22 protein-coding genes are annotated in these 22,049 nt (G+C 68.2%); 12 read left to right on the top strand and 10 right to left on the bottom strand.

Annotated features, from left to right (window positions below):
• Position 1 precedes the first annotated feature (1 nt).
• From BMZ69_RS07160 to BMZ69_RS07125, 8 genes are all read left to right on the top strand, one after another.
• On the top strand, positions 2-2,326 hold the full coding sequence (locus BMZ69_RS07160; protein ID WP_092155895.1) for a chemotaxis protein CheA: 2,325 nt from the start codon (positions 2-4) through the stop codon (positions 2,324-2,326).
• Positions 2,327-2,329: 3 nt separating this feature from the next.
• A complete protein-coding gene (locus BMZ69_RS07155; RefSeq protein WP_057190852.1) occupies positions 2,330-2,833 on the top strand; it encodes a chemotaxis protein CheW in 504 nt (167 codons plus the stop codon).
• Between the two features lie 79 nt (positions 2,834-2,912).
• Positions 2,913-4,835, top strand: coding sequence for a methyl-accepting chemotaxis protein (locus BMZ69_RS07150; protein WP_092155894.1), 1,923 nt, complete (start codon positions 2,913-2,915; stop codon positions 4,833-4,835).
• A gap of 15 nt (positions 4,836-4,850) precedes the next feature.
• Positions 4,851-5,708 carry a CheR family methyltransferase gene (locus BMZ69_RS07145; RefSeq protein WP_244543254.1) on the top strand — a complete coding sequence of 286 codons (858 nt, stop codon included), beginning with the start codon at positions 4,851-4,853 and terminating at the stop codon, positions 5,706-5,708.
• Positions 5,705-6,298, top strand: a complete 594-nt coding sequence (locus BMZ69_RS07140) for a hypothetical protein (RefSeq protein WP_092155893.1) — start codon at positions 5,705-5,707, stop codon at positions 6,296-6,298. Before BMZ69_RS07145 ends, BMZ69_RS07140 begins: the two co-directional genes overlap by 4 nt.
• The gene (gene cheB, locus BMZ69_RS07135; RefSeq protein ID WP_092155892.1) at positions 6,298-7,410 is read left to right on the top strand and encodes a chemotaxis-specific protein-glutamate methyltransferase CheB; all 1,113 of its coding nucleotides are present in this window, start codon (positions 6,298-6,300) and stop codon (positions 7,408-7,410) included. Before BMZ69_RS07140 ends, cheB begins: the two co-directional genes overlap by 1 nt.
• A 113-nt stretch (positions 7,411-7,523) precedes the next feature.
• Positions 7,524-7,910, top strand: coding sequence for a response regulator (locus BMZ69_RS07130; RefSeq protein ID WP_057190857.1), 387 nt, complete (start codon positions 7,524-7,526; stop codon positions 7,908-7,910).
• Between the two features lie 131 nt (positions 7,911-8,041).
• Positions 8,042-8,599: a glutathione peroxidase gene (locus BMZ69_RS07125; RefSeq protein ID WP_092155891.1), complete on the top strand. Its 558-nt coding sequence runs from the start codon at positions 8,042-8,044 to the stop codon at positions 8,597-8,599.
• Between the two features lie 140 nt (positions 8,600-8,739).
• On the opposite strand, the gene BMZ69_RS07120 is transcribed toward BMZ69_RS07125, so the two are convergent.
• The 6 genes from BMZ69_RS07120 to BMZ69_RS07095 form a co-directional block, all read right to left on the bottom strand.
• Complete coding sequence (locus tag BMZ69_RS07120) at positions 8,740-10,155, bottom strand: mannose-1-phosphate guanylyltransferase/mannose-6-phosphate isomerase (RefSeq protein WP_092155890.1); 1,416 nt, start codon at positions 10,153-10,155, stop codon at positions 8,740-8,742.
• 103 nt (positions 10,156-10,258) lie between these two features.
• Complete coding sequence (mog, locus tag BMZ69_RS07115; protein ID WP_092155889.1) at positions 10,259-10,804, bottom strand: molybdopterin adenylyltransferase; 546 nt, start codon at positions 10,802-10,804, stop codon at positions 10,259-10,261.
• A 9-nt stretch (positions 10,805-10,813) separates the two neighbouring features.
• Positions 10,814-11,821, bottom strand: coding sequence for an NAD-dependent epimerase (locus BMZ69_RS07110; protein WP_092155888.1), 1,008 nt, complete (start codon positions 11,819-11,821; stop codon positions 10,814-10,816).
• A 63-nt stretch (positions 11,822-11,884) separates the two neighbouring features.
• Entirely contained in the window at positions 11,885-13,012 is a 1,128-nt protein-coding gene (locus BMZ69_RS07105; RefSeq protein WP_092155887.1) for a GNAT family N-acetyltransferase, read from the bottom strand.
• On the bottom strand, positions 13,009-13,287 hold the full coding sequence (locus tag BMZ69_RS07100) for an EscU/YscU/HrcU family type III secretion system export apparatus switch protein (protein ID WP_092155886.1): 279 nt from the start codon (positions 13,285-13,287) through the stop codon (positions 13,009-13,011). The genes BMZ69_RS07105 and BMZ69_RS07100 overlap by 4 nt, the downstream gene beginning before the upstream one ends.
• Positions 13,284-14,849: a flagellar hook-length control protein FliK gene (locus BMZ69_RS07095; protein WP_092155885.1), complete on the bottom strand. Its 1,566-nt coding sequence runs from the start codon at positions 14,847-14,849 to the stop codon at positions 13,284-13,286. Before BMZ69_RS07095 ends, BMZ69_RS07100 begins: the two co-directional genes overlap by 4 nt.
• Before the next feature lie 118 nt (positions 14,850-14,967).
• On the opposite strand from BMZ69_RS07095, the gene BMZ69_RS07090 reads away from it, so the two are divergent.
• Positions 14,968-15,978 (top strand): aldo/keto reductase, encoded by a 1,011-nt coding sequence (locus tag BMZ69_RS07090; protein WP_092155884.1) that lies wholly within the window; start codon positions 14,968-14,970, stop codon positions 15,976-15,978.
• Positions 15,979-16,151: 173 nt separating this feature from the next.
• On the opposite strand, the gene BMZ69_RS07085 is transcribed toward BMZ69_RS07090, so the two are convergent.
• Positions 16,152-16,562, bottom strand: coding sequence for a DUF2000 family protein (locus tag BMZ69_RS07085; protein WP_092155883.1), 411 nt, complete (start codon positions 16,560-16,562; stop codon positions 16,152-16,154).
• Here BMZ69_RS07085 and BMZ69_RS07080 point away from each other — a divergent pair.
• Positions 16,561-17,445 (top strand): AraC family transcriptional regulator, encoded by an 885-nt coding sequence (locus BMZ69_RS07080; RefSeq protein WP_092156133.1) that lies wholly within the window; start codon positions 16,561-16,563, stop codon positions 17,443-17,445. The genes BMZ69_RS07085 and BMZ69_RS07080 overlap by 2 nt on opposite strands.
• Positions 17,446-17,452: 7 nt before the next feature.
• On the opposite strand, the gene BMZ69_RS07075 is transcribed toward BMZ69_RS07080, so the two are convergent.
• Both BMZ69_RS07075 and BMZ69_RS07070 read right to left on the bottom strand, forming a co-directional pair.
• On the bottom strand, positions 17,453-17,779 hold the full coding sequence (locus BMZ69_RS07075; RefSeq protein ID WP_092155882.1) for a hypothetical protein: 327 nt from the start codon (positions 17,777-17,779) through the stop codon (positions 17,453-17,455).
• Between the two features lie 111 nt (positions 17,780-17,890).
• Positions 17,891-18,502 (bottom strand): TetR/AcrR family transcriptional regulator, encoded by a 612-nt coding sequence (locus BMZ69_RS07070; protein ID WP_092155881.1) that lies wholly within the window; start codon positions 18,500-18,502, stop codon positions 17,891-17,893.
• Positions 18,503-18,602: 100 nt separating this feature from the next.
• Between BMZ69_RS07070 and BMZ69_RS07065 the strand changes: the two genes are divergently transcribed.
• Entirely contained in the window at positions 18,603-19,343 is a 741-nt protein-coding gene (locus BMZ69_RS07065; protein ID WP_092155880.1) for an SDR family NAD(P)-dependent oxidoreductase, read from the top strand.
• A gap of 12 nt (positions 19,344-19,355) precedes the next feature.
• Here BMZ69_RS07065 and BMZ69_RS07060 read toward each other — a convergent pair whose 3' ends face one another.
• On the bottom strand, positions 19,356-20,159 hold the full coding sequence (locus tag BMZ69_RS07060) for an MBL fold metallo-hydrolase (RefSeq protein ID WP_092155879.1): 804 nt from the start codon (positions 20,157-20,159) through the stop codon (positions 19,356-19,358).
• 195 nt (positions 20,160-20,354) lie between these two features.
• Here BMZ69_RS07060 and ettA point away from each other — a divergent pair, with 195 nt between their 5' ends.
• A complete protein-coding gene (ettA, locus tag BMZ69_RS07055) occupies positions 20,355-22,007 on the top strand; it encodes an energy-dependent translational throttle protein EttA (protein WP_092155878.1) in 1,653 nt (550 codons plus the stop codon).
• Positions 22,008-22,049 lie beyond the last annotated feature (42 nt).

Here is a 22,049-nt window from a genome sequence, read left to right as displayed (position 1 = left end):
CATGGATCCCCTGGCGGAACTCAAGCAAACCTTCTTCCAGGAGTGCGAGGAACTCCTCGGCGCGCTGGAGCAGAAGCTCCAGGCGCTCGACGAGGGCTCGACCGATTCCGAGGACGTCAATGCGGCCTTCCGCGCCATCCACTCGATCAAGGGTGGCGCCGGCGCCTTCGGCTGCACCGAGCTCGTCGGCTTCGCCCATGTCTTCGAGGCGGCGCTCGACCATCTGCGCTCCGGCCGGGTCGCGCTCGAGGATGCGCCCTTCACCCTGTTCCTGCGCTGCTCGGACGCCGTCGCCGACCTGGTCGCTGCGGCCCGCAACGACGAGGCTGCGCCGGTTCGCCCGGACCTTCTCGCTGCGCTCGAACAGGTCGGCCAGGCCAAGCCCGTTGCACCCGCGGCTCCGGCTGCTCCAGTCGCGCCGCCGGTGGCTGCCGCCGCGCCGGCCTCCGACGGACCGCCCGGCATCGCCGCGCTCGGCAACCTGCTCGCCATGGTCGACGCCAAGATGGGCGCGCTCGCTCCCGCAGCGCCGGCCGCGGCCAATGACGGCTGGGACGATGACGCGCCCGGCGTCGCAGCGGCTGCTCCGATCCGCAAGCCCGGTCACGACGTCTGCATCAAGATCACGCCGGAAGCCGACCTGTTCCGCCGGGTGATCGAGCCACGCGTCGCGATCGGTATCCTGCCCGCCGACGAGATCGTCTCGGTCGCTTGCGATCTCAGCCATGTGCCACCGCTCGAGACGCTCGACGTCACCGACTGCCATATGCGCTTCACGGTGATGATGCGCACCGAGCTCTCGGCCGACGAGATCGTCTCGAAATTCGACTTCACCCTCGCCAATGAGGAGTTCGAGGTCGAGGTCCTGCCGGAAGCCGAGCTTGAGCTTGTTGCCGAGGCGGCTCCTGCCGCTGTTCCGGAGGTGCCGCAGACTGTCGCCGCCGACCTGTCGGCGATCCTTGCCCGGCTCGGGCCGGCAACTGAGGCTGCGCCGCAGCCCGATATCCAGCCCGCCGCTGCGCCTGCGGCCGCCCCGGCCGCTGCCGCGCCCGCGGTCCCGGCTGCTCCGGCGGCGGCGCGTGCGGCTGCGCGGCCCGTCGCCAACGAGGCCGCCGCGCGCCAGCGCCAGGCGGTCAGCGTCCGCGTCGATCTCGACCGTATCGACCGGCTGATGAACCTGGTCGGCGAGATCGTCATCACCCAGTCCATGCTGGTCGAGTGCGTGCGCTCGCTGCCCTACGACGTCTACGCCAAGACCGCCGAGGGGATCCTGACCCTGTCGCGCCAGACGCGCGAATTGCAGGACCATGTCATGGCGGTGCGGGCCCAGCCGGTAAAGGCGGTGTTCCAGCGCATGCCGCGCCTGGTGCGCGAGCTCGCCCAGACGCTCGGCAAGGAAGTGAAGCTCGTCCTCGAAGGCGAGAATACCGAGGTCGACAAGACGATCATCGAGGAGCTGGCCGATCCGCTCACCCACATGATCCGCAACTCGATGGATCACGGCGTCGAGACGCCGGAGGAGCGCATCGCCGCCGGCAAGAACCCGGAAGGCACGATCAAGCTGATCGCCGAGCACCGGGCCGGCCGCATCGTCATCAGCGTGACAGATGACGGGCGCGGCATCGGTCGCGACAGGCTGCTCGCCAAGGCGAGATCCCGCGGGCTGGTCGGCGCCGACGAGAAGCTCGCGCCGGAGGAGATCGACCAGCTGATCTTCGCCGCCGGCCTGTCGACGGCGGACGCGGTCAGCGACATCTCCGGCCGCGGCGTCGGCATGGACGTGGTGCGCCGCAATGTCGAATCGCTCGGTGGGCGCATCAGCGTCGATTCCGAGCCCGGCCGCGGCTGCAAGTTCACGCTCGCTTTGCCGCTGACGCTCGCCGTGCTCGAGGGCATGGTGATCCGCTGCGGCGACGACCGCTACGTGATCCCGATCGCCAGCGTGATCGAGACACAGCATCTCGCCAACACGCCGATCGAGCACCTGACCTTCGGCCAGGAAGTGCTGCGCTGGCGCGGCGAGATCACGCCGCTGCACCGGCTCGGGGCCGTGATGGGCTCGGCTGGGACGCGCGACGAGAACATCATCATCATCGCGGAGACCGAGCGCGGCGGCAATGTCGGCATTGCGGTCGACGAGATCGTCGGCCAGCAGCAGGTCGTCGTGAAGAGCCTCGAGTCGAACTATGGCGCTGTCGCCGGCGCCTCGGCTGCGACGATTCTCGGCGACGGCCTGGTCGCGCTGATCCTCGACGTCGACTCGATGCTGCGCGTGGCGGCTTCGGGTACCCGCCAACCCGCTCCCGAACTCAAACTGGCTGGATGAACCATGTCCCTGCAGCTCAGCGAAAAGCACTTCACCTCGGCGCAGCCTGAGTCCGCGGCGCGTCGGATCGTCACCTTCCGGGTCGGCGACCGCACCTTCGGCATCGATGTCGGCATGGTCCGCGAGATCAAGGGCTGGCAGGCGACGACGCCGCTGCCGCACGCGGCCCCGCATGTCCGCGGCGTGCTCAACCTGCGCGGCGTGATCCTGGCGGTCTACGATCTGCGCACCGCGATCGGGCTGGGCTCCACCGAGGCGACCGCGACCCATGTGATCGTCGTCGTCGACGTCGAGGACAAGACCGCCGGCCTGCTGGTCGACTCGGTTTCGGACATCGTCGACGTGCCCGTCAGCGCGGTCCGCCCGGCGCCGGACCTCGAGCGCGACGAGCACGGGCTGATCGAAGGCCTCGTCCTGCTCGACACCGAGATCGTCGCCTTGCTCGACCTCGCCGCGGTGATCCGCGACGGTGGCGACAACCAGGACAAGCAACTGCGCGTCGCCTGACGTCGATCGGCCTTGCCCGGTGGCGCCCAGCCGGAATGCCGAATGATGATCAGGACCGCCTGAGAGACAAAAAGAGCCGATGACTCAGCTGGGCGCCTTCTCGAAACTCTCGGTCAAGCTGCCGGCACTGTTCGCCGGCGGCGCTGCCGTTTCGAGCGCGCTCGTCGCTTATGCGGTCCAGCAGAGCGCAAGCGCCCGGCTCGGCGCCCTCGGCCTGTCCAGCCAGCAGGTCGAAGCGGCGCTGTCGGGCTTTGCCGGCACAGCCTTGTCGTTCGGCGTCGCCGGTGTCGCTCTCGCCGCCGGCTTCGGCTGGCTCGCGGCCCGTTCGCTGGCCCGGCCGGTCACCGCGCTACGCGAGGGCATGGAGAGGCTCTCGGAAGGCGCGCCCGGCGCCGTACCGGAACTCGACCGCCGCGACGAGATCGGCGAGCTCTCGCGGGCGCTGCGCCAGGTCCAGGAAAGCTCGGTCGAGGCAGCGCGGATCAAGGCCGCGCTCGATGGCTGCCGCACCGCCGTCATGGTCTGTGACGCGAAAGGCCAGGTCGTCTACGTCAACAAGTCGCTGCTCGCCTTCTTCAGCGGGGCGCAGGAGGATTTTCGCGCCGCCTTTCCGGGCGTTTCGGCCAAGGACATGCTCGGCAAGGTGCTGGAGCTGTTCGCCGGCCCGCAAGGCGTCCCCGAGGCGCGCAGCATGCGTGTCGCGCTCGGGAAGCGCATGGTCGCGCTGACGCTGACCGTCACGACGCAGCCCGATGGCCAGAGGCTGGGCTCGACGATCGAGTGGCGCGAGCTGACCGAAGAAATGCGGGCCGCCGACGAGGTCGCGGCCGTGGTTGCCGCCGCGGCGGAGGGCGACTTCTCGCGGCGCGTGCCGCTCGCCGGCAAGCCCGAGGCGCTGCAGCGCATTGCCACCGGCGTCAACGAGATCAATGCGATCGTCGAGGCCGCCACCGACGAGTTCGCCACCGTGCTGGCTGGTCTCAGCGAAGGCGACCTGACCGGTCGCATCGACGGGGCCTATGACGGGCGGCTCGGCGAACTGAAAGCCGGGCTCAACCAGACCTTGGCGCGGCTGACGCAGACCGTCTCCGGCATCCAGCTGGCGGCGGCCCATGTCGCGGCGACAGCGGTCGAGATCAAGGCGGGGGCGGTCGATCTTGCCGGACGTACCGAACAGTCGGCCGCCGGCCTGGAAGAGACGGCACAGACCACCGCTCAGCTCGCGGCCTCGATCACCGGGAGCGCCAGTCGCTCGCGCGCCGCGACCGAGCTCGCGGACGAGGCGATGTCGGTTGCAGGCAGCGGTCAGCAGGCCGTGGCCGAGACGATCGCGGCGATCGGGCGAATGGAGGAGTCATCGGCGCGCATCGCCGAGATCGTCACCGTGATCGACGGCATCGCCTTCCAGACCAACCTTCTGGCGCTGAATGCCGCGGTCGAGGCTGCCCGCGCCGGTGAGGCCGGGAAGGGCTTCGCGGTCGTCGCATCCGAAGTGCGCACTTTGGCGCAGCGCTCGGCGACGGCTGCCAAGGACATCAAGGGCGTGATCGCCAACTCCAATGCGCAGGTCGCCGAAGGCGTGCGGCTGGTGCGCCGGACCGGCGAGACGCTCGGCAAGATCGTCACGGCGGTCGAGCAGGTCTCGGCGACCGTGTCGGAGATCTCGCAGGCGAGCGCCGGGCAGGCCGGCGACATCGCCGCGATGAGCCGCTCCGTCGCGGCGATGGACGAGGCGACGCAGCAGAACGCGGCACTGGCCGAGCAGAGCGCCGGCGCGGCCGCGAGCCTTGCCGAACAGACGCAGGCGCTGCGCGAGCTCGCCGACGTCTTCCGCCTCGAGCGGCCGACGGCCCATGCCCGGCCACTGCCCGCACTGTCACCCAGCGAGCCGCGCCGCGTGCCGGCCCGTCAGGACCATCATCGTTCAACCGAAACCCGCCCCGTCCTTCCGCGCCGCCGCATCGCCGGCGGCGGCCGGATGGATGAGTGGGCCGAGCACTAATTGGTTTTGCAGGGCATGAGCATGCTTGCGCCGCAACCCGTCCAGTCGGACACGACGCTCAGCCGGGACGACATGGCCCTGGTGGCCAAGCTCGTCTACGAGCATGCCGGCATCGTCATCCGCGAGCACAAGGAGGCGATGGCGCGCGGGCGGCTGGCGCGGCGCGTCAAGGTGCTCGGCCTCAACTCGATCGCCGAATATTGCGCCTATCTGCGCACAGCCGCCGCAGTCGACGAGATCCCCGAGCTGATCAACGCGGTCACCACCAACCACACCGCCTTCTTTCGCGAGCGTCATCATTTCGACCATCTGCGCAAGGACGTGCTGCCGCGCCTGGTCCAGGAGCGGGCAGGGCGGCGCGGGCGCATCCGGATCTGGTCGGCGGCCTGCTCCTCGGGCGAGGAGCCCTACAGCGCCGCGGCGATCTCGCGCGACGTGATCGGCCATCGCAGCGACCTCGACTTCAAGATTCTGGCGACCGACATCGACACCGACATCCTCGACCGGGCGGCGGCCGGACAGTATCCCGCCGAGCAGTTCGACCGGCTGCCGCCGGACCTGCGCCCGCTGCTCAGGCTGGAAGGCCAGAGCTCCCGCGGCGAAGCCCGCATCGCCGAGGACCTGAAGCGGCTGATCGCCTTCAAGCGGCTCAACCTGATCGAGCGCTGGCCGATGAAGGGGCCGTTCGACGTGATCTTCTGCCGCAACGTCTTCATCTACTTCGACACGCCGACCAAGGCCGCGATCCTCGACCGCTATGTCGCTTTGCTGCAGCCCGGCGGCTTCCTCTATCTCGGCCACTCCGAATCCCTGCCGCAGCCGCATCCCCAGCTCAGGCTGATCGGCCGCACCATCTACGAGCGCACGCCATGAGCCTGAACCGATCCTCACGGCGCTATTTCGATCCGCGCTTCGAAGCGACCATCATCACGGTCGCGCCGGGCGAGCATGAGATCACCTCGGCCAAGGACGAGATCGTCGCCACCGTGCTCGGCTCCTGCGTCTCGGTCTGCATGCGCGACCCGCAAATCGGCGTCGGCGGACTCAATCATTTCCTGCTGCCGAAGAACAATGGCGGCACCGACGCCAGCGCCGGCGAGCGCTATGGCGACACCGCCATGGAGGTGCTGATCAACGGGCTGATGAAGCGCGGGGCCCGGCGCAGCCAGCTCGAAGCCAAGGTCTTCGGCGGGGCGCGCGTGCTTTCGGGCGCCACCATGCTGGCGATCGGCGAGGGCAACATCACCTTCGTCAACGAGTTCCTCGCCCGCGAGGGGATTCCAGTGGTATCGAGGGATGTCGGCGGCACACGTTCGCGCCGCATCCACTACCAGCCCGCGACCGGGCGCGCTTGGGTCCAGCACGTCCAGCAGGCCGCGCGCGATCCTGAGCGCGAGCAGGAAATCGCCTACCTCAACCGTCTCAAGACCCAGCCGGTGGCTGGCGAAGTGGAGATCTGGTGATGAGTCCGCTGACCTCGTCCGCCGGCCCGGTAAAGGTCCTCGTCGTCGACGATTCCGTGCTGATGCAGAAGCTGATGACGCAGATCATCAACTCGACGCCCGGCTTCCAGGTGATCGGCGTCGCCGGCAGCGCCGAGGAAGGCTGGGACGCGATCCAGGAGCTGCGCCCGGACATCCTGACACTCGATCTCGAGCTGCCCGGAAGGCACGGGCTCAAGCTGCTGGCGCGGGTGCTGAAGCAGGACCCCCTGCCGGTTCTGATCGTCTCGGCCTTCGGCGGGCCTGGCGCAGACAACACCATCCAGGCGCTGGAGCTCGGCGCCATTGATTTTATCGAGAAGCCGGACGGGGCGACACACACGCTCGAAGGCTTCATGAAGCATGTCGCCGCGGCGCTGCAGCGCGCCTCGGCCAGCCGGCGCATGCTCGCCGCCGCCAAGGAGCTTGCCGCCCAGCAACGGCCGGCTATGGCTGCGCCGGTCCGGCCGCTGGCCGCGCCTGCTCCCGCCGCGCATGGCAAGGTCTCGCTGATCGCGATCGGCGCCTCGACCGGCGGCGTGCCGGCGGTGCAGACGGTGATGCGCGACGCCGCGCATCTGCGCCTGCCGATCGCCGTGGTCCAGCACATGCCGGCCGGCTACACGGCCAAGTTCGCGGCGCGGCTCTCGGCCGCGACCGGGCTCGACGTGCGCGAGGCCGCCGATGGCGACCGGCTGCGGCCGGGCATGGCGGTGGTCGCGCCGGGTGGAACGAAACATCTCGAGATCGAGGAGCGCCGCGGCGAACTCATCTGCCATCTCAAGGAAGCGCCACTGGTCAGCGGGCACTGTCCCTCGGTCGACGTGATGTTCCATTCGGTCGCCCGCGCGCTCGGCAGCCATGCGATCGGCGTCCTGCTCACCGGCATGGGTCGCGATGGCGCTGACGGTTTGTTAGCCATGCGCAAAGCCGGCGCCGCCACGTTAATCCAAAGTGGCGAGACCTGTGTGGTAAACGGGATGCCGAAAGCCGCGTTCGAGTTGGGCGCCGCCGACCGGGTCGTACCGCTCGACCAGATCGGAGGCGCCATCGCGGGGCTGCTGGGCGAACGCCCGCAGCAGCGCACCGCATAGATCATCGCGCGTCCGAACGGACGCGGTCACGACGATCTATCGCATTGTTATCGCATCGGATTCTTCCGAAAAGTGGACTCCACTTTTCGGCCAGAAGCCGTAAGGAGAGTGCCATGTCAAAGGCGAGAAGCGACTACCGCATCCTCGTGGTCGACGACCAGAAGAGCATGCGCGGCCTTGCCACCTATTTCCTCAAGCAGATCGAGTTCCAGGACATCGACGAGGCGGAGAACGCCCGCGAGGCCCTGATGAAGATGCAGACCAAGCGCTACGATCTGCTGCTGCTCGACTGGAACATGGACGGGATGAGCGGCATCGACCTCCTGCGTGCCATCCGCTCGGTGCCGGAGCTCAACCAGATCAAGATCATCATGGCGACCTCGGAACGCTCGGTCGACAAGATGGACGAGGCGACCAGCAACGGCGCCGACCATTATGTCGTGAAGCCCTATGAGCTGCGCGATCTCGAGGTGCGCGTGAAGAAGGTGCTCGCCTGCTGAGAAGCCGGCGGCCTTGGCGAATGATCGACGCCCCGGCCCGCGCCGGGGCGTTTTTCGTTTTCGCTCGCGGATATCTTACTTTGCGAGTAGGCTCTGCCGGCCTTAGCCTCGCAGCATCGCGGAGCTTGCCCATGCGCTTCCATCGCCGCCAGATCCTCGCCTTGCTTGCGCTCGCACCGGCTGCCCCGGCGCTCGCTGCGCAGGGAGAGGGCAATGCCTATGCCTTCAGCTTCGACCGGGCGGAAGGCGGGCGCATCCCGCTTTCGGCCTATCGCGGCAAGCCGATCCTGATCGTCAATACCGCGACGCAATGTGGACTTGCCGGGCAGTTCGCGGGGCTGGAGCAGCTCTGGGAGCGCTATCGCGAGCGCGGCCTCGTCCTGATCGCGGTGCCGAGCAACGATTTCGGCGGGCAGGAGCCGCTCGACGGCGCGGCGATCGCCGAGGCGGTCCGCCAGAGCCATGGCGCGAACTATCCGATCACGCAGAAGAACGTGGTGCGTGGGCCGGATGCGCATCCGTTCTATCGCTGGGCGGCGAACCAGCGCCCGAGCGAATTGCCGAGCTGGAACTTCCACAAATACCTGATCGGCCGCGACGGCAGCCTCGTCGGCAGCTTCAGCTCGCGGATGGACCCGCTCTCCCCGGAGCTGATCCGGGCGATCGGGCAGGAGTTGGCGAAGGCTTGAGCCGAAAGGCCACCTACGCCGTCATGGTCGGGCTTGTCCCGACCATCCACCTCTTCTTTCGTCGAGTGCTGTGTTCAAGACGTGGATGCTCGCCACAAGGGCGAGCATGACGAGCGGATATCACGTCGCTGCGTCTACCCTCAGCTGCGCGCGTAGATGTCCTCGATGCGGACGATGTCGTCCTCGCCGGTATAGCTGCCGACCTGGACCTCGATCAGCTCCAGCCCTATCTTGCCGGGATTCTTCAGCCGGTGCGTGCAGCCGATCGGCAGATAGACCGACTCGTTCTCGTGGACGAAGCGGACCGTGCCGTCGAGCGTGACCTCGGCGGTGCCGCGGACCACGACCCAGTGCTCGGCGCGGTGGAAATGCTTCTGCAGGCTGAGCTGGCCGCCTTCCTTGACGTGGATGTGCTTGACCTGGAAGCGGGCGCCGATGTCGATGCGCTGATACCAGCCCCAGGGCCGGTAGATGCGCAGATGCTCGCTGGCCTCGGGGCGCCCCTCGGCCTTCATCTGCTCGACCAGGGTCTTGACCTTGCCGGCTGCCGCCATCGAGGCGACCAGCACGGCGTCGCGGGTCGAGACCACGACGACGTCGTCGAGCCCGACCACGGTGGTCAGCACCTCCTCGCTGCGGATCAGCGAGCGGCGGGTGTCGAGCGCGACCGCCGGCCCCTCCAGCACGTTGCCGTCGCCGTCCTGCGGCTTGATCGCGTGGATCGAATCCCAGGAGCCGACATCCGACCAGTCGAAGGAGGCGGCGAGCATGCCGGCATGGGCGGTGCGTTCCATCACGGCATAGTCGATCGAGATCTTGGTGGCCTTGCCGAAGCTCTCCGGATCGAGTCGCAGGAAGTCGAGATCGCGGCTCGCCTTGTCGACCGCGGCCTCTGCGGCGGAGAGCACGTCCGGCGCATGGCGCGAGAGCTCGTCGCGCATGGTCTTGGCCGAGAACAGGAAATTGCCGCTGTTCCAGAGATAGCCTTCGGCGACGTATGTTTCGGCGACATCGCGCTTCGGCTTCTCGACGAAGCGCGAGAGGCGATTGGCGCCTGACTCGGGCAGGGCCTCGCCGGGGGCGAGATAGCCATAGGCGGTCGAAGGATGCGTCGGCTTGATGCCGAGCGTCATGATCAGCCCGGTCGCGGCCAGCTTCGCCGCGCGCTTGCAGTCCTCGCGGAAGGCTTCGGCATCGCCGACGACATGGTCGGAGGCGAGCGCGATGCAGACGGCCTCGGGATCGCGCCTGCCGGCCATGACCGTGCCGACCGCGATGGCCGCGGCGGAATCGCGCCGCTCGGGCTCCAGCACGATCTCGCCCTTGATGCCGAGCGCCAGCATCTGCTCGGCGACGATGAAGCGGAAATCGTTGTTGGTGATGACGATCGGCGCGCCGAAGGCCGGATCGACGAGGCGCTGCAGCGTCGCCTGGAAGGTCGAGAGGCCGTCCTCCAGCAGCGCGATGAACTGCTTCGGCATGGTGTCGCGCGACAGCGGCCACAAGCGGGTGCCGGAGCCGCCGGCCATGATGAGGGGAACGATCTTTGCAACCATATCGGTTTTCCGGCGGAAACTGGTCCCCTAGTCCTACAGCAGCGAAGCTACCATCCGATAAACGCTCATAAGGAGAGGCGGGTGGTATCGGTCGAGGTATTGTTCACCCTTTCGGCTTCTGCCCCGGCCGGAACGCCACGATCACGGCCGGATCGGTTTCCAGATAGGGGCCCTCGATCAGGTCGATGCAGTAGGGGATCGCCGGCATCACCGCGTCGAGGCATTCGGCGATGGCGCGCGGCCGGCCGGGCAGGTTGACGATCAGCGACTTGCCGCGGATGCCGGCGAGCTGGCGCGAGAGGATCGCGGTCGGGACCTTGGTCAGGCTGACCTGGCGCATAAGCTCGCCGAAGCCGGGCATCAGCTTCTCGATCACGTCCTGCGTCGCCTCCGGCGTGACGTCGCGCGGGGCCGGGCCGGTGCCGCCCGTCGTGACGATCAGGCAGCAGCCTTCCTTGTCGGCGAGCTCGACCAGCGTCTGGGCGATGCCGGCGCGCTCGTCGGGGATGATGCGCGTGATCGCCTGCCAGGGGCTGGTGAGCGCCTTGCTGAAATAATCGAGGATCGCCGGGCCGCCCTCATCGGCATAGACGCCGGCCGAGGCGCGGTCGGAGATGGTGACGATGCCGATCTTCGCGGGGGCAGCCATGACCAGTCCTCAAACCCGATAGAAGTCGCGGTACCAGCGCACCATCCGGCCGATGCCCTCGGCGAGCGGGGTGTGCGGGCGGAAGCCGACGGCCGCCTCCAGCGCCGAGACGTCGGCCGCGGTGCGCAGGACGTCGCCGGGCTGGCGCGGCTTCATCTCCATCACCGCCTTCCTGCCGAGCGCCTGCTCGATCGTGGCGATGAACTGCATCAGCGGCACCGGATCGGAATTGCCGATATTGTAGAGCCGCCAGGGTGCCGAGGAGGTGGCGGGGCCGGGCTCGTCGCTCGACCAGGCGGGATCGGGCGCAGCGACCTGATCGAGTACGCGCACCACGCCCTCGACGATATCGTCGACATAGGTGAAGTCCCGCTCATGCCTGCCTTCGTTGAAGACCTCGATCGGCTCGCCGGCGAGGATCTTCTTCGTGAAGATCATCGGCGCCATGTCGGGCCGGCCCCAGGGGCCATAGACGGTGAAGAAGCGCAGGCCCGTGGTCGGCAAGCCGTAGAGATGGCTGTAGGCATGGGCCATGCCCTCGTTCGCCTTCTTGGTCGCGGCGTAGAGGCTGACGGGGTGGTCGACATTGTCCTCGACGCGGAAGGGCGTGCGGGTGTTGGCGCCGTAGACCGAGCTGGAGGAGGCGTAGACGAGGTGCGCGACACCGCCCCGGCGGCAGCCCTCGAGCACATGGCCGAAGCCGGTGAGGTTGGAATCGAGATAGGCCTGCGGATTCTCGATCGAGAAGCGCACGCCGGCCTGGGCGCCGAGATGGACGACGCGCTCGAAACGCCCTTCCGCGAAGAGCCGGGCCATGCCGTCGCGATCGGCGAGGTCGAGCCGTTCGAAGCTGAAGCGGTTATGGCCGTCGAGGCGGGCGAGGCGCGCCTGCTTCAAGGCGGGATCATAGTAGTCGTTGAGATTGTCGATGCCGACGACCTCGTCACCGCGTTCGAGCAGAACCCGGGCTGTCTCATTGCCGATGAAGCCGGCAGCCCCCGTCACCAGAACGCGCATGATCCTCCTCGCGCCAGACGCGGCGTTTCGTCCAAACGTCTATCGAGCAGCTTGCCGTCTCGGTCAACGCGGGCTGCGGTCGCGCCAGCCTCGCAGCCGCATGCGTGCGGCCGCGGCGAGCCGGGGCAGGGCGGCGGAGCTGTCGGCGAGCGCGACGATCGTGTTGGCCATCTCCTGCCGCTCGCCCCAGGGATAGGCTGACGGATCGATCCGGTCGCCGGCACCGCTGTCGAGCCGGAAAGGACGGCCGGTGGCAAAATCGGCCCGGAGCATCTCGATCGCGAGCGCCCGGCCGGGCGAGAGCCGAGCCTTGCCCTCGTCATAGGCGATCTTGAGGAAATGCGATTGGCCGGCGAGGTCGAGCAGCAGGCCGCCGGCGATCGGGACGCCATCGAGCCGGAGCAGGTCGATGCGGGCGGCGTCGGTTGCGGCGAGGTTCCGGATGAGCTCGCGGATATAGGCGCCATGCTGCGGCAGGCTGGCGAGGGCGGTCCCGCTGCGGCCTTTCCAGCCGGCGGCTTCGAGCGTCAGGAACGCTTCCAAGGCGGTGATGGCATCAGCGCCGCGATGGCGCTGATAGGCGAGCGCGCCGGCCCTCTCCAGCTGGCGATGCTGCTGCATCCGTTTCTTGTAGCCCTGGCCGAGGGCGCGGCGCAGATAGCGCTCGGCATCGTCACCGGGCTCGGGGACCAGCATCGGCCGCTGCCAGAGTTCGAAGGTCGCGATGCTCCCGCCGGTCGCCATCAGCGCGGCTTCAAGAGCGACGAAGACACTGCTTTTCAGGGGAAGCAGAGGCAGCTTCAGCACCTTCGGCAAATCGGCCGCCTCGATGATGGCTGCGAGAAGCGCAACAGCGACATCGCCAGCGCGGTCGCGATCGAGCACCGGAGCCGATGAGACCTCGTAGAGCGGCATCAGCGGCGCTCTGAGGACCGCCGCCAGACCGCTTTGAAGGTCGCGCGTCCGGCGCAGCGCCCAGAGGCCGAGCAGGCGTTCGTCGTCTTGCTCCTGTGCCGCGAGCACGACGATGTCGTCGCTCGCTATGCCGAAGCTCATCGCCGCCGCGACGGCCGCCGGAGCCAGATGCAGATTGGGCGCCTCGGCGCGCCGGCAGAGATCGACGAAGGCCTCGGCGTAAGCTGCGCCATAGGTCCCGGCCGGCAGGCGGCGGACCGCGATCGGAGCGGTCATGGGAGCGATGGGCCACCGCGGCGGCGCAGGCCGAGCACGAAGGCGATCACCTGCGCGGTGGCGAGATAGAGCTCCTCGGGGATGCTGTCTTCGAGCTCGACGGCCGAGAGTGCCTGCGCCAGCATTGCGTTCTGCTCGATCGCGATGTCGTGTTCGCGCGCGGTCTCGATGATCTTTTCGGCGACGACGCCATGGCCCTTGGCGGTGACGCGCGGCGCGCCCTGGCCGTCATATTCCAGCGCGACGGCGAGCGGTAGGGGCTGCGATTGGCTCATGAGCGGCGGTCCAGGAACTGGCCGGCCGCCGCCTTGGCCTGCTGCGGATGGCCCGTGAAGACCTCGAACTCGGCGCTGTCGAAGCGAGATCGGAGCAGAGAAGTCTCCAGATCCGGCGTCGCCTGGCGCAACAGGCGGCTGGTATCCTCGCGCTCGGCCCAGAACGAGACGCCGATGGCGCGGCCCTGCAAGGTCACCACGCCCTGCAGCGCCCCGAGCGGCTCGACGTCGAGCGCGAAGCGCACGCGCCAGAGCGGTGCGTCGGGCGCGGCGGAGCCCGATTGCGGCGGGTCGCGCTCGATCTCGAGTGGCAGCACGGCGGTGCCGTTCGGCAAGGCCAGCGGGATCTCGGTGAGCCAGCGCGCCGGCGGTTGCTGGTCGAGGCGCGCGGCCTCCTGCGGCAGCGAGGCGTACTGGGCGAGCGCGATGCGATCGAGCGCCGCTTCCGCCTGGCCGAACAAGGTCTGCGCGATCATGGCCGGCCGGGCGGCGTTGTTGAGGCTCGGCTCGCTGGCCGGTTGCGGCGTCAGCAGGCCGTCGCGTGGCGGCGCCGGACGGGCCTTGGCCGGCGTCGAGGCGGCCGCGTCCTGCTCTGGCGTGCTGCGCACGGCCGGGCGCCCGGGCTGCGGCGCAGTTTCGTTCGCGGGCTCGCCGGGGAGCGGCAGCCGTGCGGTCGGCGTGCCTTCGACCGCCGGTTTCAGCAGGTCGCGCAGGCTCTGCAAGGCCGCCTTGAGGTCGGTCTGCGGCGTCGGCGCCTCTCCGGCCGCCTGCCTGGCTTCGAGGAAGACACCGGAGCGGGCGACGGCGGCCTTCAGCGCCTCGGCCGTGACGGGCCTGGTCTCGGCTACGGGCAAGCGCTGAGCGAGGATCTGGTCGACGAGCGCCATCAGCGGCTTGGGCAAGGTCAGAGCGACCGTACCCTGCGCCAGGCTGCCGAGATTGGCGAAGAGCGGGGCGAGGCTGTCCTGCCGCCCGAGCGCCGCGCCGAGCAGGGGGCCAGCGATCGCGCGCGGAGCAACGGGGGCAGGCTGGGGGACGATCGGTGCGGCGGCTGCCGCTGCGGGAAGCGTGCGGCCGGCCTGCAGGGCGGTGGCGGTTGCAGGCAGAGCGGTCGGAATCGTCGACGGCGGCGAACCGCCCGGGGATGCGATCGTGGTGGGCGTCGCCGGCATCGGCTGTGGCGCCGGGGGCGCGGTGCCGGCCGCCTGTTGTGCGGGCGTCGTCGGAATATTGGCGCTGCCCGCCTGCGCCGGGCGGATGCCGACCAGCGTCGCCTGCAGCGGCCCGCCAGGCTGCTCGGGGGCGGCGAGCTTGAGCATCAGCGCGGCGCCCGGCTGAAGTGCCGCCTGTTTGGCCTCGGGGCCGGCAAGCACGAGCGCGATCTTGACGCCGTTGACCAGGGCCGTGGCGTTGCCCTCGTTGTCGAGCGCAACGAGTTTGGCCTCGACCGTCTTGCCCGCGGCAAGGCCGCCATTGCCGGTCATCGTCGCGAGCAGGGTCGCGAGATTCTGGCTCTTGATGAGCGCCGCGAGCTGCGCCGGATCGGACGGGATGGCTGCCATCCGCGCAGGCTGGCACGAAATGTTAAGGATTCTCTTGCGCCGGGCAGCGTTGCGTCAGCTGGGCTGGTGCGGGCGCCGGCCCTGCGGCAGGTTGCCCACCCATTCTGGAGAGATCGTCATGGATTATCGCGCGCTCGGCCGCTCCGGCCTCAAGGTCTCGCCGCTGTGCCTGGGCACGATGATGTTCGGGGCGCAGACGGACGAGGCCGATGCGCGGGCGATCATCGACAATGCCGCGGCCGCCGGGATCAACTTCATCGACACCGCCGACGTCTATGCCGAGGGGCGCTCGGAGGAGATCACCGGCCGCGCCATCGCCGGCAACCGCCACGACTGGGTGCTGGCGACCAAGGCGGCGAATGCGATGGGCGAGGGGCCGAACCAGCGCGGACTCTCGCGCAAATGGCTGCTCGATGCCTGCGACGCCAGCCTGAAGCGGCTCGGCACCGATTTCATCGACATCTACTACCTGCACAAGGAAGACCATGCGACGCCGCTCGCCGAGACGATCCGGGCGATCGCCGACCTCGTGCGGGCCGGCAAGATCCGCTATTTCGGTGTCTCCAATTATCGCGGCTGGCGCGTCGCCGAGATCTGCCGGCTCTGCGACGAACTCGGCATCGACCGCCCGGTGGTCAGCCAGCCCTATTACAACGCGATGAACCGCATGCCCGAGGTCGAGCACCTGCCGGCCTGTGGCTATTACGGCCTCGGCGTCGCCAGCTATTCGCCGCTGGCGCGCGGTGTGCTGACGGCGAAATACGAGCCCGGCCAGGTGCCGCCGGAAGGCACGCGGGCAGGGCGCGCCGACAAGCGGCTGATGCAGACGGAATGGCGCGAGGAATCGCTGGTCATCGCCCGCACGATCCGAGACCATGCGGCGGCGCGCGGCCTGACGCCGGTGCAGTTCGCGGTCCGCTGGGTGCTGAACAACAAGCTGCTGACTGCGGCCGTGGCCGGGCCGCGCACTATGGAGCAATGGCAGGGCTATCTCTCGGCGCTCTCGGCCGATTTCACCGCCGAGGACGAAGCGCTTGTCGATAGCCTGGTGCCGGCGGGCCATCCCTCGACGCCGGGTTACAGCGATCCGGCTTATCCGCTGGAGGGGCGGCTGGCGCAGACGGGCTGAGGCGGCGGCCTTCCCGCGTCATGATCGGGCTTGTCCCGACCAGCCACGTCTTCCTTCGTGCAATGCGGTGTTCAAGACGTGGATGCTCGCCACAAGGGCGAGCATGACGGAGAGGTCAGCGCGCCCCCCCCTCATCCTAACCCTCGCGCAAAGGCAGAGGTACTGCCGCCGCTCTACGGATGCAGCTTCAGCCCCTTGATCGCCTTGTCGACCGCCTTGCGCTCGCCATGCAGGGCGATGCCGACAAGGTCGAGCGCCTCGGTCGCGACAGCCTCGACCGCGGCGCGATTGGCCTCGTCATGGCCGGTCGCGAACAGTTCCCGGGTGTAAAGCGAGGGCGTCAGCCCAGCTTCGCCCGCCCGGCGCAGGACGCGAGTGAGGTCGGCGGAGGTCGCGGCGAAGATCAGGATAGGCTGGCGCACCAGCGGGCCGTAGACCTTGCCCGAGCCGTCGCGGTAAGCTTGGCCGCCGAGGTCCGGTGCGGCGGCGACCAGTCCGCCGGCGAGGAAGGCGGTGACGTTGAGCTTCTGCCAGGCGGCGAGCTCTTCATGGACGATGATGGCAATCTTGGTGTCGAAGCGCATGCCGATAGCGTTAGAGCCCGCCAGCCCGGCGGGTCTTGAACGTTCGTGCGCGCTCGCCTCGCCCGGCGACTGGATCCGCACCGCGCCGGACGGGGAGGGCCTCGAGCGGATCGAGGCCTTCTTCAGCGGCCATGCCTATGACACGCACCGGCACGACACCTATGCGATCGGCTACACGGTCAGCGGCGTGCAGAGCTTCGATTATCGCGGCGCGCAGCGGGATTCGACGCCGGGCGACCTGATCGTGCTGCACCCGGACGAACTGCACAACGGCCGGGCCGGGATCGAGGACGGCTTCCGCTACCGCATGGCCTATGTCGAGCCCGGGCTGATCATGGCGGCGCTCGCCGGGCGCGCCGGCGCGATGCCGTTCATCGGCAATGCCGTCTGCCGCGACGGCAGCCTGATGCGGGCGCTGGTCGGCCTGCTCGGCGATGTCGAGCATGGGCTGGAGCCACTGGAGCGCGATGCGGCTGTCGAGGCGCTGGCCGAGGCGCTGCTCAGGCTCGATCCGTCCTGCGCGCTTGAGGGTGCCGAGAAGCCGGCGATGCAGGCCTGCGAACGGGCCCGCGATTTCCTCAGCGAGAGCCGTGACGAAGCGATCGACTCCAGCATGCTGGAGGCGATCACCGGGCTCGACCGCTATGCGCTGGCGCGGCAGTTCCGACGCCGCTACGGCACCAGCCCGCATCACTACCTGGTGATGCGCCGGCTCGAACGGGCGCGATTGCTGATCCGCCAGGGCGAGGCCTTGGCCGAGGCGGCTGCGGCGAGCGGTTTTGCCGACCAGAGCCATATGACCCGGCATTTCCGTAAGGCCTATGGCCAGTCCCCGGGGCGCTGGCGGGCGATGCAGGTTGGAGACAGGCCGGACGCTGCCTGAGCAACGCTCAGTTCATCACGCAGAAGCCGCCGGCGACCACTCGCGAGCGGCACCAGACGCGCGGTTCTGCCGGCTGCGTGCCGCGGAGATTGGCGGTTTCAGCGGTGGCGATCGAGGCTGGCGATGCGATACGCAGAGGCTGGGGCATGGCGGCGGCGTTTTCCGGCTGGCGGCTACGCAAAGTTGGCGTCACCACGACATGCGAGCCGTCGCGATGGGGCTGGCTGGCGTTGGTCGTGTGCGAGCGGCTACCGCCCGAGCGGAACTTGGCGGCTTCGGCGCTCGCCGGCAGCAAAGCGGCGACGAGGGCGGCTGCAGCGAGACGACGGATCATGCCAGGCTCCATTGCACAGCATGAGTGTGTCTGAACGGACCTGTCCTGCACAGCAGGACCTCAGATCAGCCTGAGCAAGGTGTTAAGCAGATGCCTCGGGCTGCCGCGGTGTCAGGTGCGGGCCCTGGTCAGGCCGGTCCAAGCCGCCATCGCCCCCCGCGCCACGGCTTCAAGCTCGGCGCGGGTCGCCCCGTCACGGGCGCGGATCGACATGCCCTGCTGCACCGTGATGTAAAAGGACGCGATGGCTGAGATGTCGCACGACGCGGGAAGCGCGCCTTTCGCGGCCTCGGCCTGCAACCGGGCTTCCAGCAGCCTCTGCATCTCGGCGCGGGCGTCGCGCAGTTCGCAGGCGGCCTCCTCACTCACTCCAGCAGCCTGGATGACGGAGAGCACGACCATGCAGCCTGCCGGTTTGCCGGGGCGAGTGAAGAGCTTGGCCGACCCCATCAGATAGGTCTCGATCGCCGTGCGTGCGTCCGGTGCGGCAGCGAGTGCTGAGCCGAAGCCGCCGCCTTCGTAGTCGTCGTAGAGCGCCATCGTTTCGCGATAGAGCGCCTCCTTGCTGCCGAAGCAGGCGTAGAGGCTGGGCGCGTTGATGCCCATCGCCGCGGTGAGCTCGCTCATCGAGGTGCCCTGATAGCCCTTTTCCCAGAATAGCAGCATGGCTCGGTGGAGGGCTTCTCCCCGGTCGAAGGTGCGTGGGCGGCCTCGCTCGGCCATGGCTGTTACCTTTCTGTAGCAAGCGATAAATAAATCGCTTGACGTTCCGGGGCAAGCGAGGCATCGATATTTGTATCAATTACTACAGATATGGTGACGCATGACGAAACTGGCAGGCAAGAAGGCCCTCGTGACCGGCGGCAGCCGCGGTATCGGCGCGGCAACGGCGCTCAGATTGGCGCAGGACGGGGCGGATGTGACGCTGACCTATGAGCGCGCCCGCGACAAGGCCGAGGCTGTGGCGGACCAGATTCGGGCGCTTGGCCGCAAGGCCGTGGTGTTGCAGGCCGACAGTGCCGATCCGGCGGCGCTGACGGCTGCCGTCGACAAGGCGGTGGCCGAACTTGGCGGTCTCGACATCCTCGTGAACAATGCCGGGATCTGGCATTATGGCGAGGTCGGCAGCTGGGGCCTCGACGAGATCGACAAGGTCATCGCCGTCAATGTCCGGGCGGTGATCGTCGCCTCGCAGGCGGCCGCCAGGCATCTGCCGGATGGCGGGCGGATCATCACCACCGGCTCGTGCCTGGCCGAGCGCGTGATGGAGCCCGGGATCGCGCTCTATGCGATGAGCAAGGCGGCGCTGATCGGCTTCACCAAGGGCCTCGCTCGCGATCTCGGGCCACGCGGCATCACCGTCAACATCGTCCATCCCGGCTCGACCGACACCGACATGAACCCTGCCGATGGCGATCATGCTGAGGCGCAGCGCCTGCGCATGGCGATCGCGCGCTTCGGCAAGGCCGAGGACATCGCCGGGCTGATCGCCTATCTCGCCAGCGAGGAGGGGCGCTTCATCACCGGCGCCGGAATCGCGATCGATGGCGGGGTGAATACGTGAGCGCCGACGTGTTCAATGCCCGGGCAGGACGATGATCGTCGGCTTGGCCGGCAGGCTCGCCTTCGACAGCACGATCTCCGGCCGCTCGCGCCGCTCGACCGGCCAGAGATCCTGCGAGCGCGCCAGGAAGCGGTTTAGCGTGCCGCCGCCGAAGAAGTGCATGGGAATCATCACCCGGGCCTGCACGGCTTTCAGCACCTCCAGCATGCCCTCCTGGTCGAGCGTATAGCTGCCGTCGACCGGGAAGAGCACGATGTCGACACGCCCGAGCGCCCGCAAATGGCCGGGCTCGAGCGGGTGATGGAGATGGCCGAGATGGGCGATGCAGAGCTCGCCGATCTCGAAGACGAACATCGAGTTGCCGTCATAGTCGGTGTCGCCGCCATAGGTGCGGATATTGGTCGGGACATTGCGCACGCGCATGTCGCCCATCGTGACGTCGTGACGGGCGGCGCCCTTGCCGGACGGGTCCCAGCCCGGCAGCACCTGCTTGATGGCGGGATCGGGCGCTCGCGAATAATGCGTCGAATGCGCCTTGTTCATCGTTGCGATGTCGGGCGTCACCGGCGGGCGGACATAGTCGTTGTAGTCGGTCGCGACCTTCACGCCGCCGGCCGTCTCGATCAGGAAGGTGGCATGGCCAACAAAGGTGAGCCTTACCTCGTCCTTGCCGAGGTTGGCGCGCTGGATCGGCAGGCGGGAGCTCGCCATTTCCGGCCGGCAACCGGGCTCGTTCGCCTGGGCGAGGGCAGGCGAAGCGAAAGCAGCCGCCAGCAGCAGCGCAAGTCCTGTCACGGCTCGGGATAGAATGCCCATCGTTCCGCTCCGGCCCTTTTCCAGTGCCGCAGGCTGAGGCAAAAAGCGCGCCCGAGGAAGGCCCGATCTGCGAGGCTGGCGGAGTTGTGAGCGATGGTGCCCCCGCAAGGTTGCGGCTCGCCATCCGGCCCGCTACATAGCGGCCAGATTTCCCCAACGCCCGAACGCCAGCCGCAAGCGGAGCCCGCACGCCCCATGTCTCGTCAGTTCATCTACCATATGCGCGGCCTGTCGAAGACCTATCCGGGCGGCAAGCAGGTCCTCAACAACATCCACCTGTCGTTCTATCCGGACGCCAAGATCGGCGTGCTCGGCGTCAACGGCGCCGGTAAGTCGACCCTGCTCAAGATCATGGCCGGCTTCGATAAGGAGTGGACCGGCGAGGCTTGGGTCGCCGAGGGCGCGCGCGTAGGCTACCTGCCACAGGAGCCGAAGCTCGACGAGGCGCTGACCGTCCGCGAGAACGTCATGCTCGGCGTTGCGCCCCAGAAGGCGATCCTCGACCGCTACAACGAGCTCGCCATGAACTATTCGGACGAGACCGCCGACGAGATGACCAATCTCCAGGACGAGATCGAGGCCAAGGGCCTGTGGGATCTCGATTCCAAGGTCGACCAGGCGATGGACGCGCTGCGCTGCCCGCCGGATGACTGGGCGGTCGGCAAGCTCTCGGGCGGCGAGCGCCGCCGCGTCGCGCTCTGCAAGCTGCTGCTGGAGCAGCCCGAGCTGCTGCTGCTCGACGAGCCGACCAACCATCTCGACGCCGAGACCACCGCCTGGCTGGAAGGCCATCTGCGGACCTATCCGGGCGCGATCCTGATCGTCACCCACGATCGCTACTTCCTCGACAACGTCACCAGCTGGATCCTCGAGCTCGATCGCGGCCAGGGCATCCCCTATGAGGGCAACTACTCGGCCTGGTCGGTGCAGAAGCAGAAGCGCCTCGCCCAGGAAGGCCGCGAGGACGCCTCGCGCCAGAAGACGCTGGAGCGCGAGGCCGAGTGGATGGCCGCCTCGCCCAAGGCGCGCCAGGCCAAGAGCAAGGCCCGCATCCAGCGCTATGACGAACTGGTGCAGAAGGCCTCGAACAAGGGGCCGGACACCGCCCAGATCATCATCCCGATCGCCGAGCGGCTCGGCAACAATGTGGTCGATTTCGAGGACCTGTCGAAGGGCTTCCAGGACAAGCTCTTGATCGACGGGCTCACCTTCAAGCTGCCACCGGGCGGCATCGTCGGCGTGATCGGCCCCAACGGCGCCGGCAAGACGACGCTGTTCAAGATGATCACCGGCGTCGAGAAGCCCGATGCCGGCACGATCAAGATCGGCGAGAGCGTCCAGCTCGGCTATGTCGACCAGAGCCGCGACTCGCTCGACGACAAGAAGAATGTCTGGGAGGAGATCTCCGGCGGCAACGACATCATCTATCTCGGCAAGAAGGAAATCAATTCGCGGGCCTATTGCTCGGCCTTCAACTTCAAGGGCGGCGACCAGCAGAAAAAGGTCGGCTCGCTCTCGGGCGGCGAGCGCAATCGCGTTCACCTCGCCAAGATGCTGAAATCGGGCGCCAACGTCCTGCTGCTCGACGAGCCGACCAACGACCTCGACGTCGACACGCTGCGCGCGCTCGAAGAGGCGCTGGAGGATTATGCCGGCTGCGCCGTGATCATCAGCCACGATCGCTGGTTCCTCGACCGCATCGCGACCCACATCCTCGCCTTCGAGGGCGACAGCCATGTCGAGTGGTTCGAGGGCAACTTCCAGGATTACGAGGAAGACAAGAAGCGCCGGCTGGGCATCGACTCAACAATCCCGAAGCGCATCCAGTACAAGAAGTTCACGCGCTAAGCCTCAGCTCGCTTTTCGGCGGATTTCGTGTTAGCTAGCCTA

The organism is Allobosea sp. CRIB-10, assembly GCF_900112185.1.
Lineage (GTDB): Bacteria > Pseudomonadota > Alphaproteobacteria > Rhizobiales > Beijerinckiaceae > Allobosea.
Note: the sequence above shows the minus strand (reverse complement) of the source record. Positions and strands in the feature narration are given on the sequence as shown.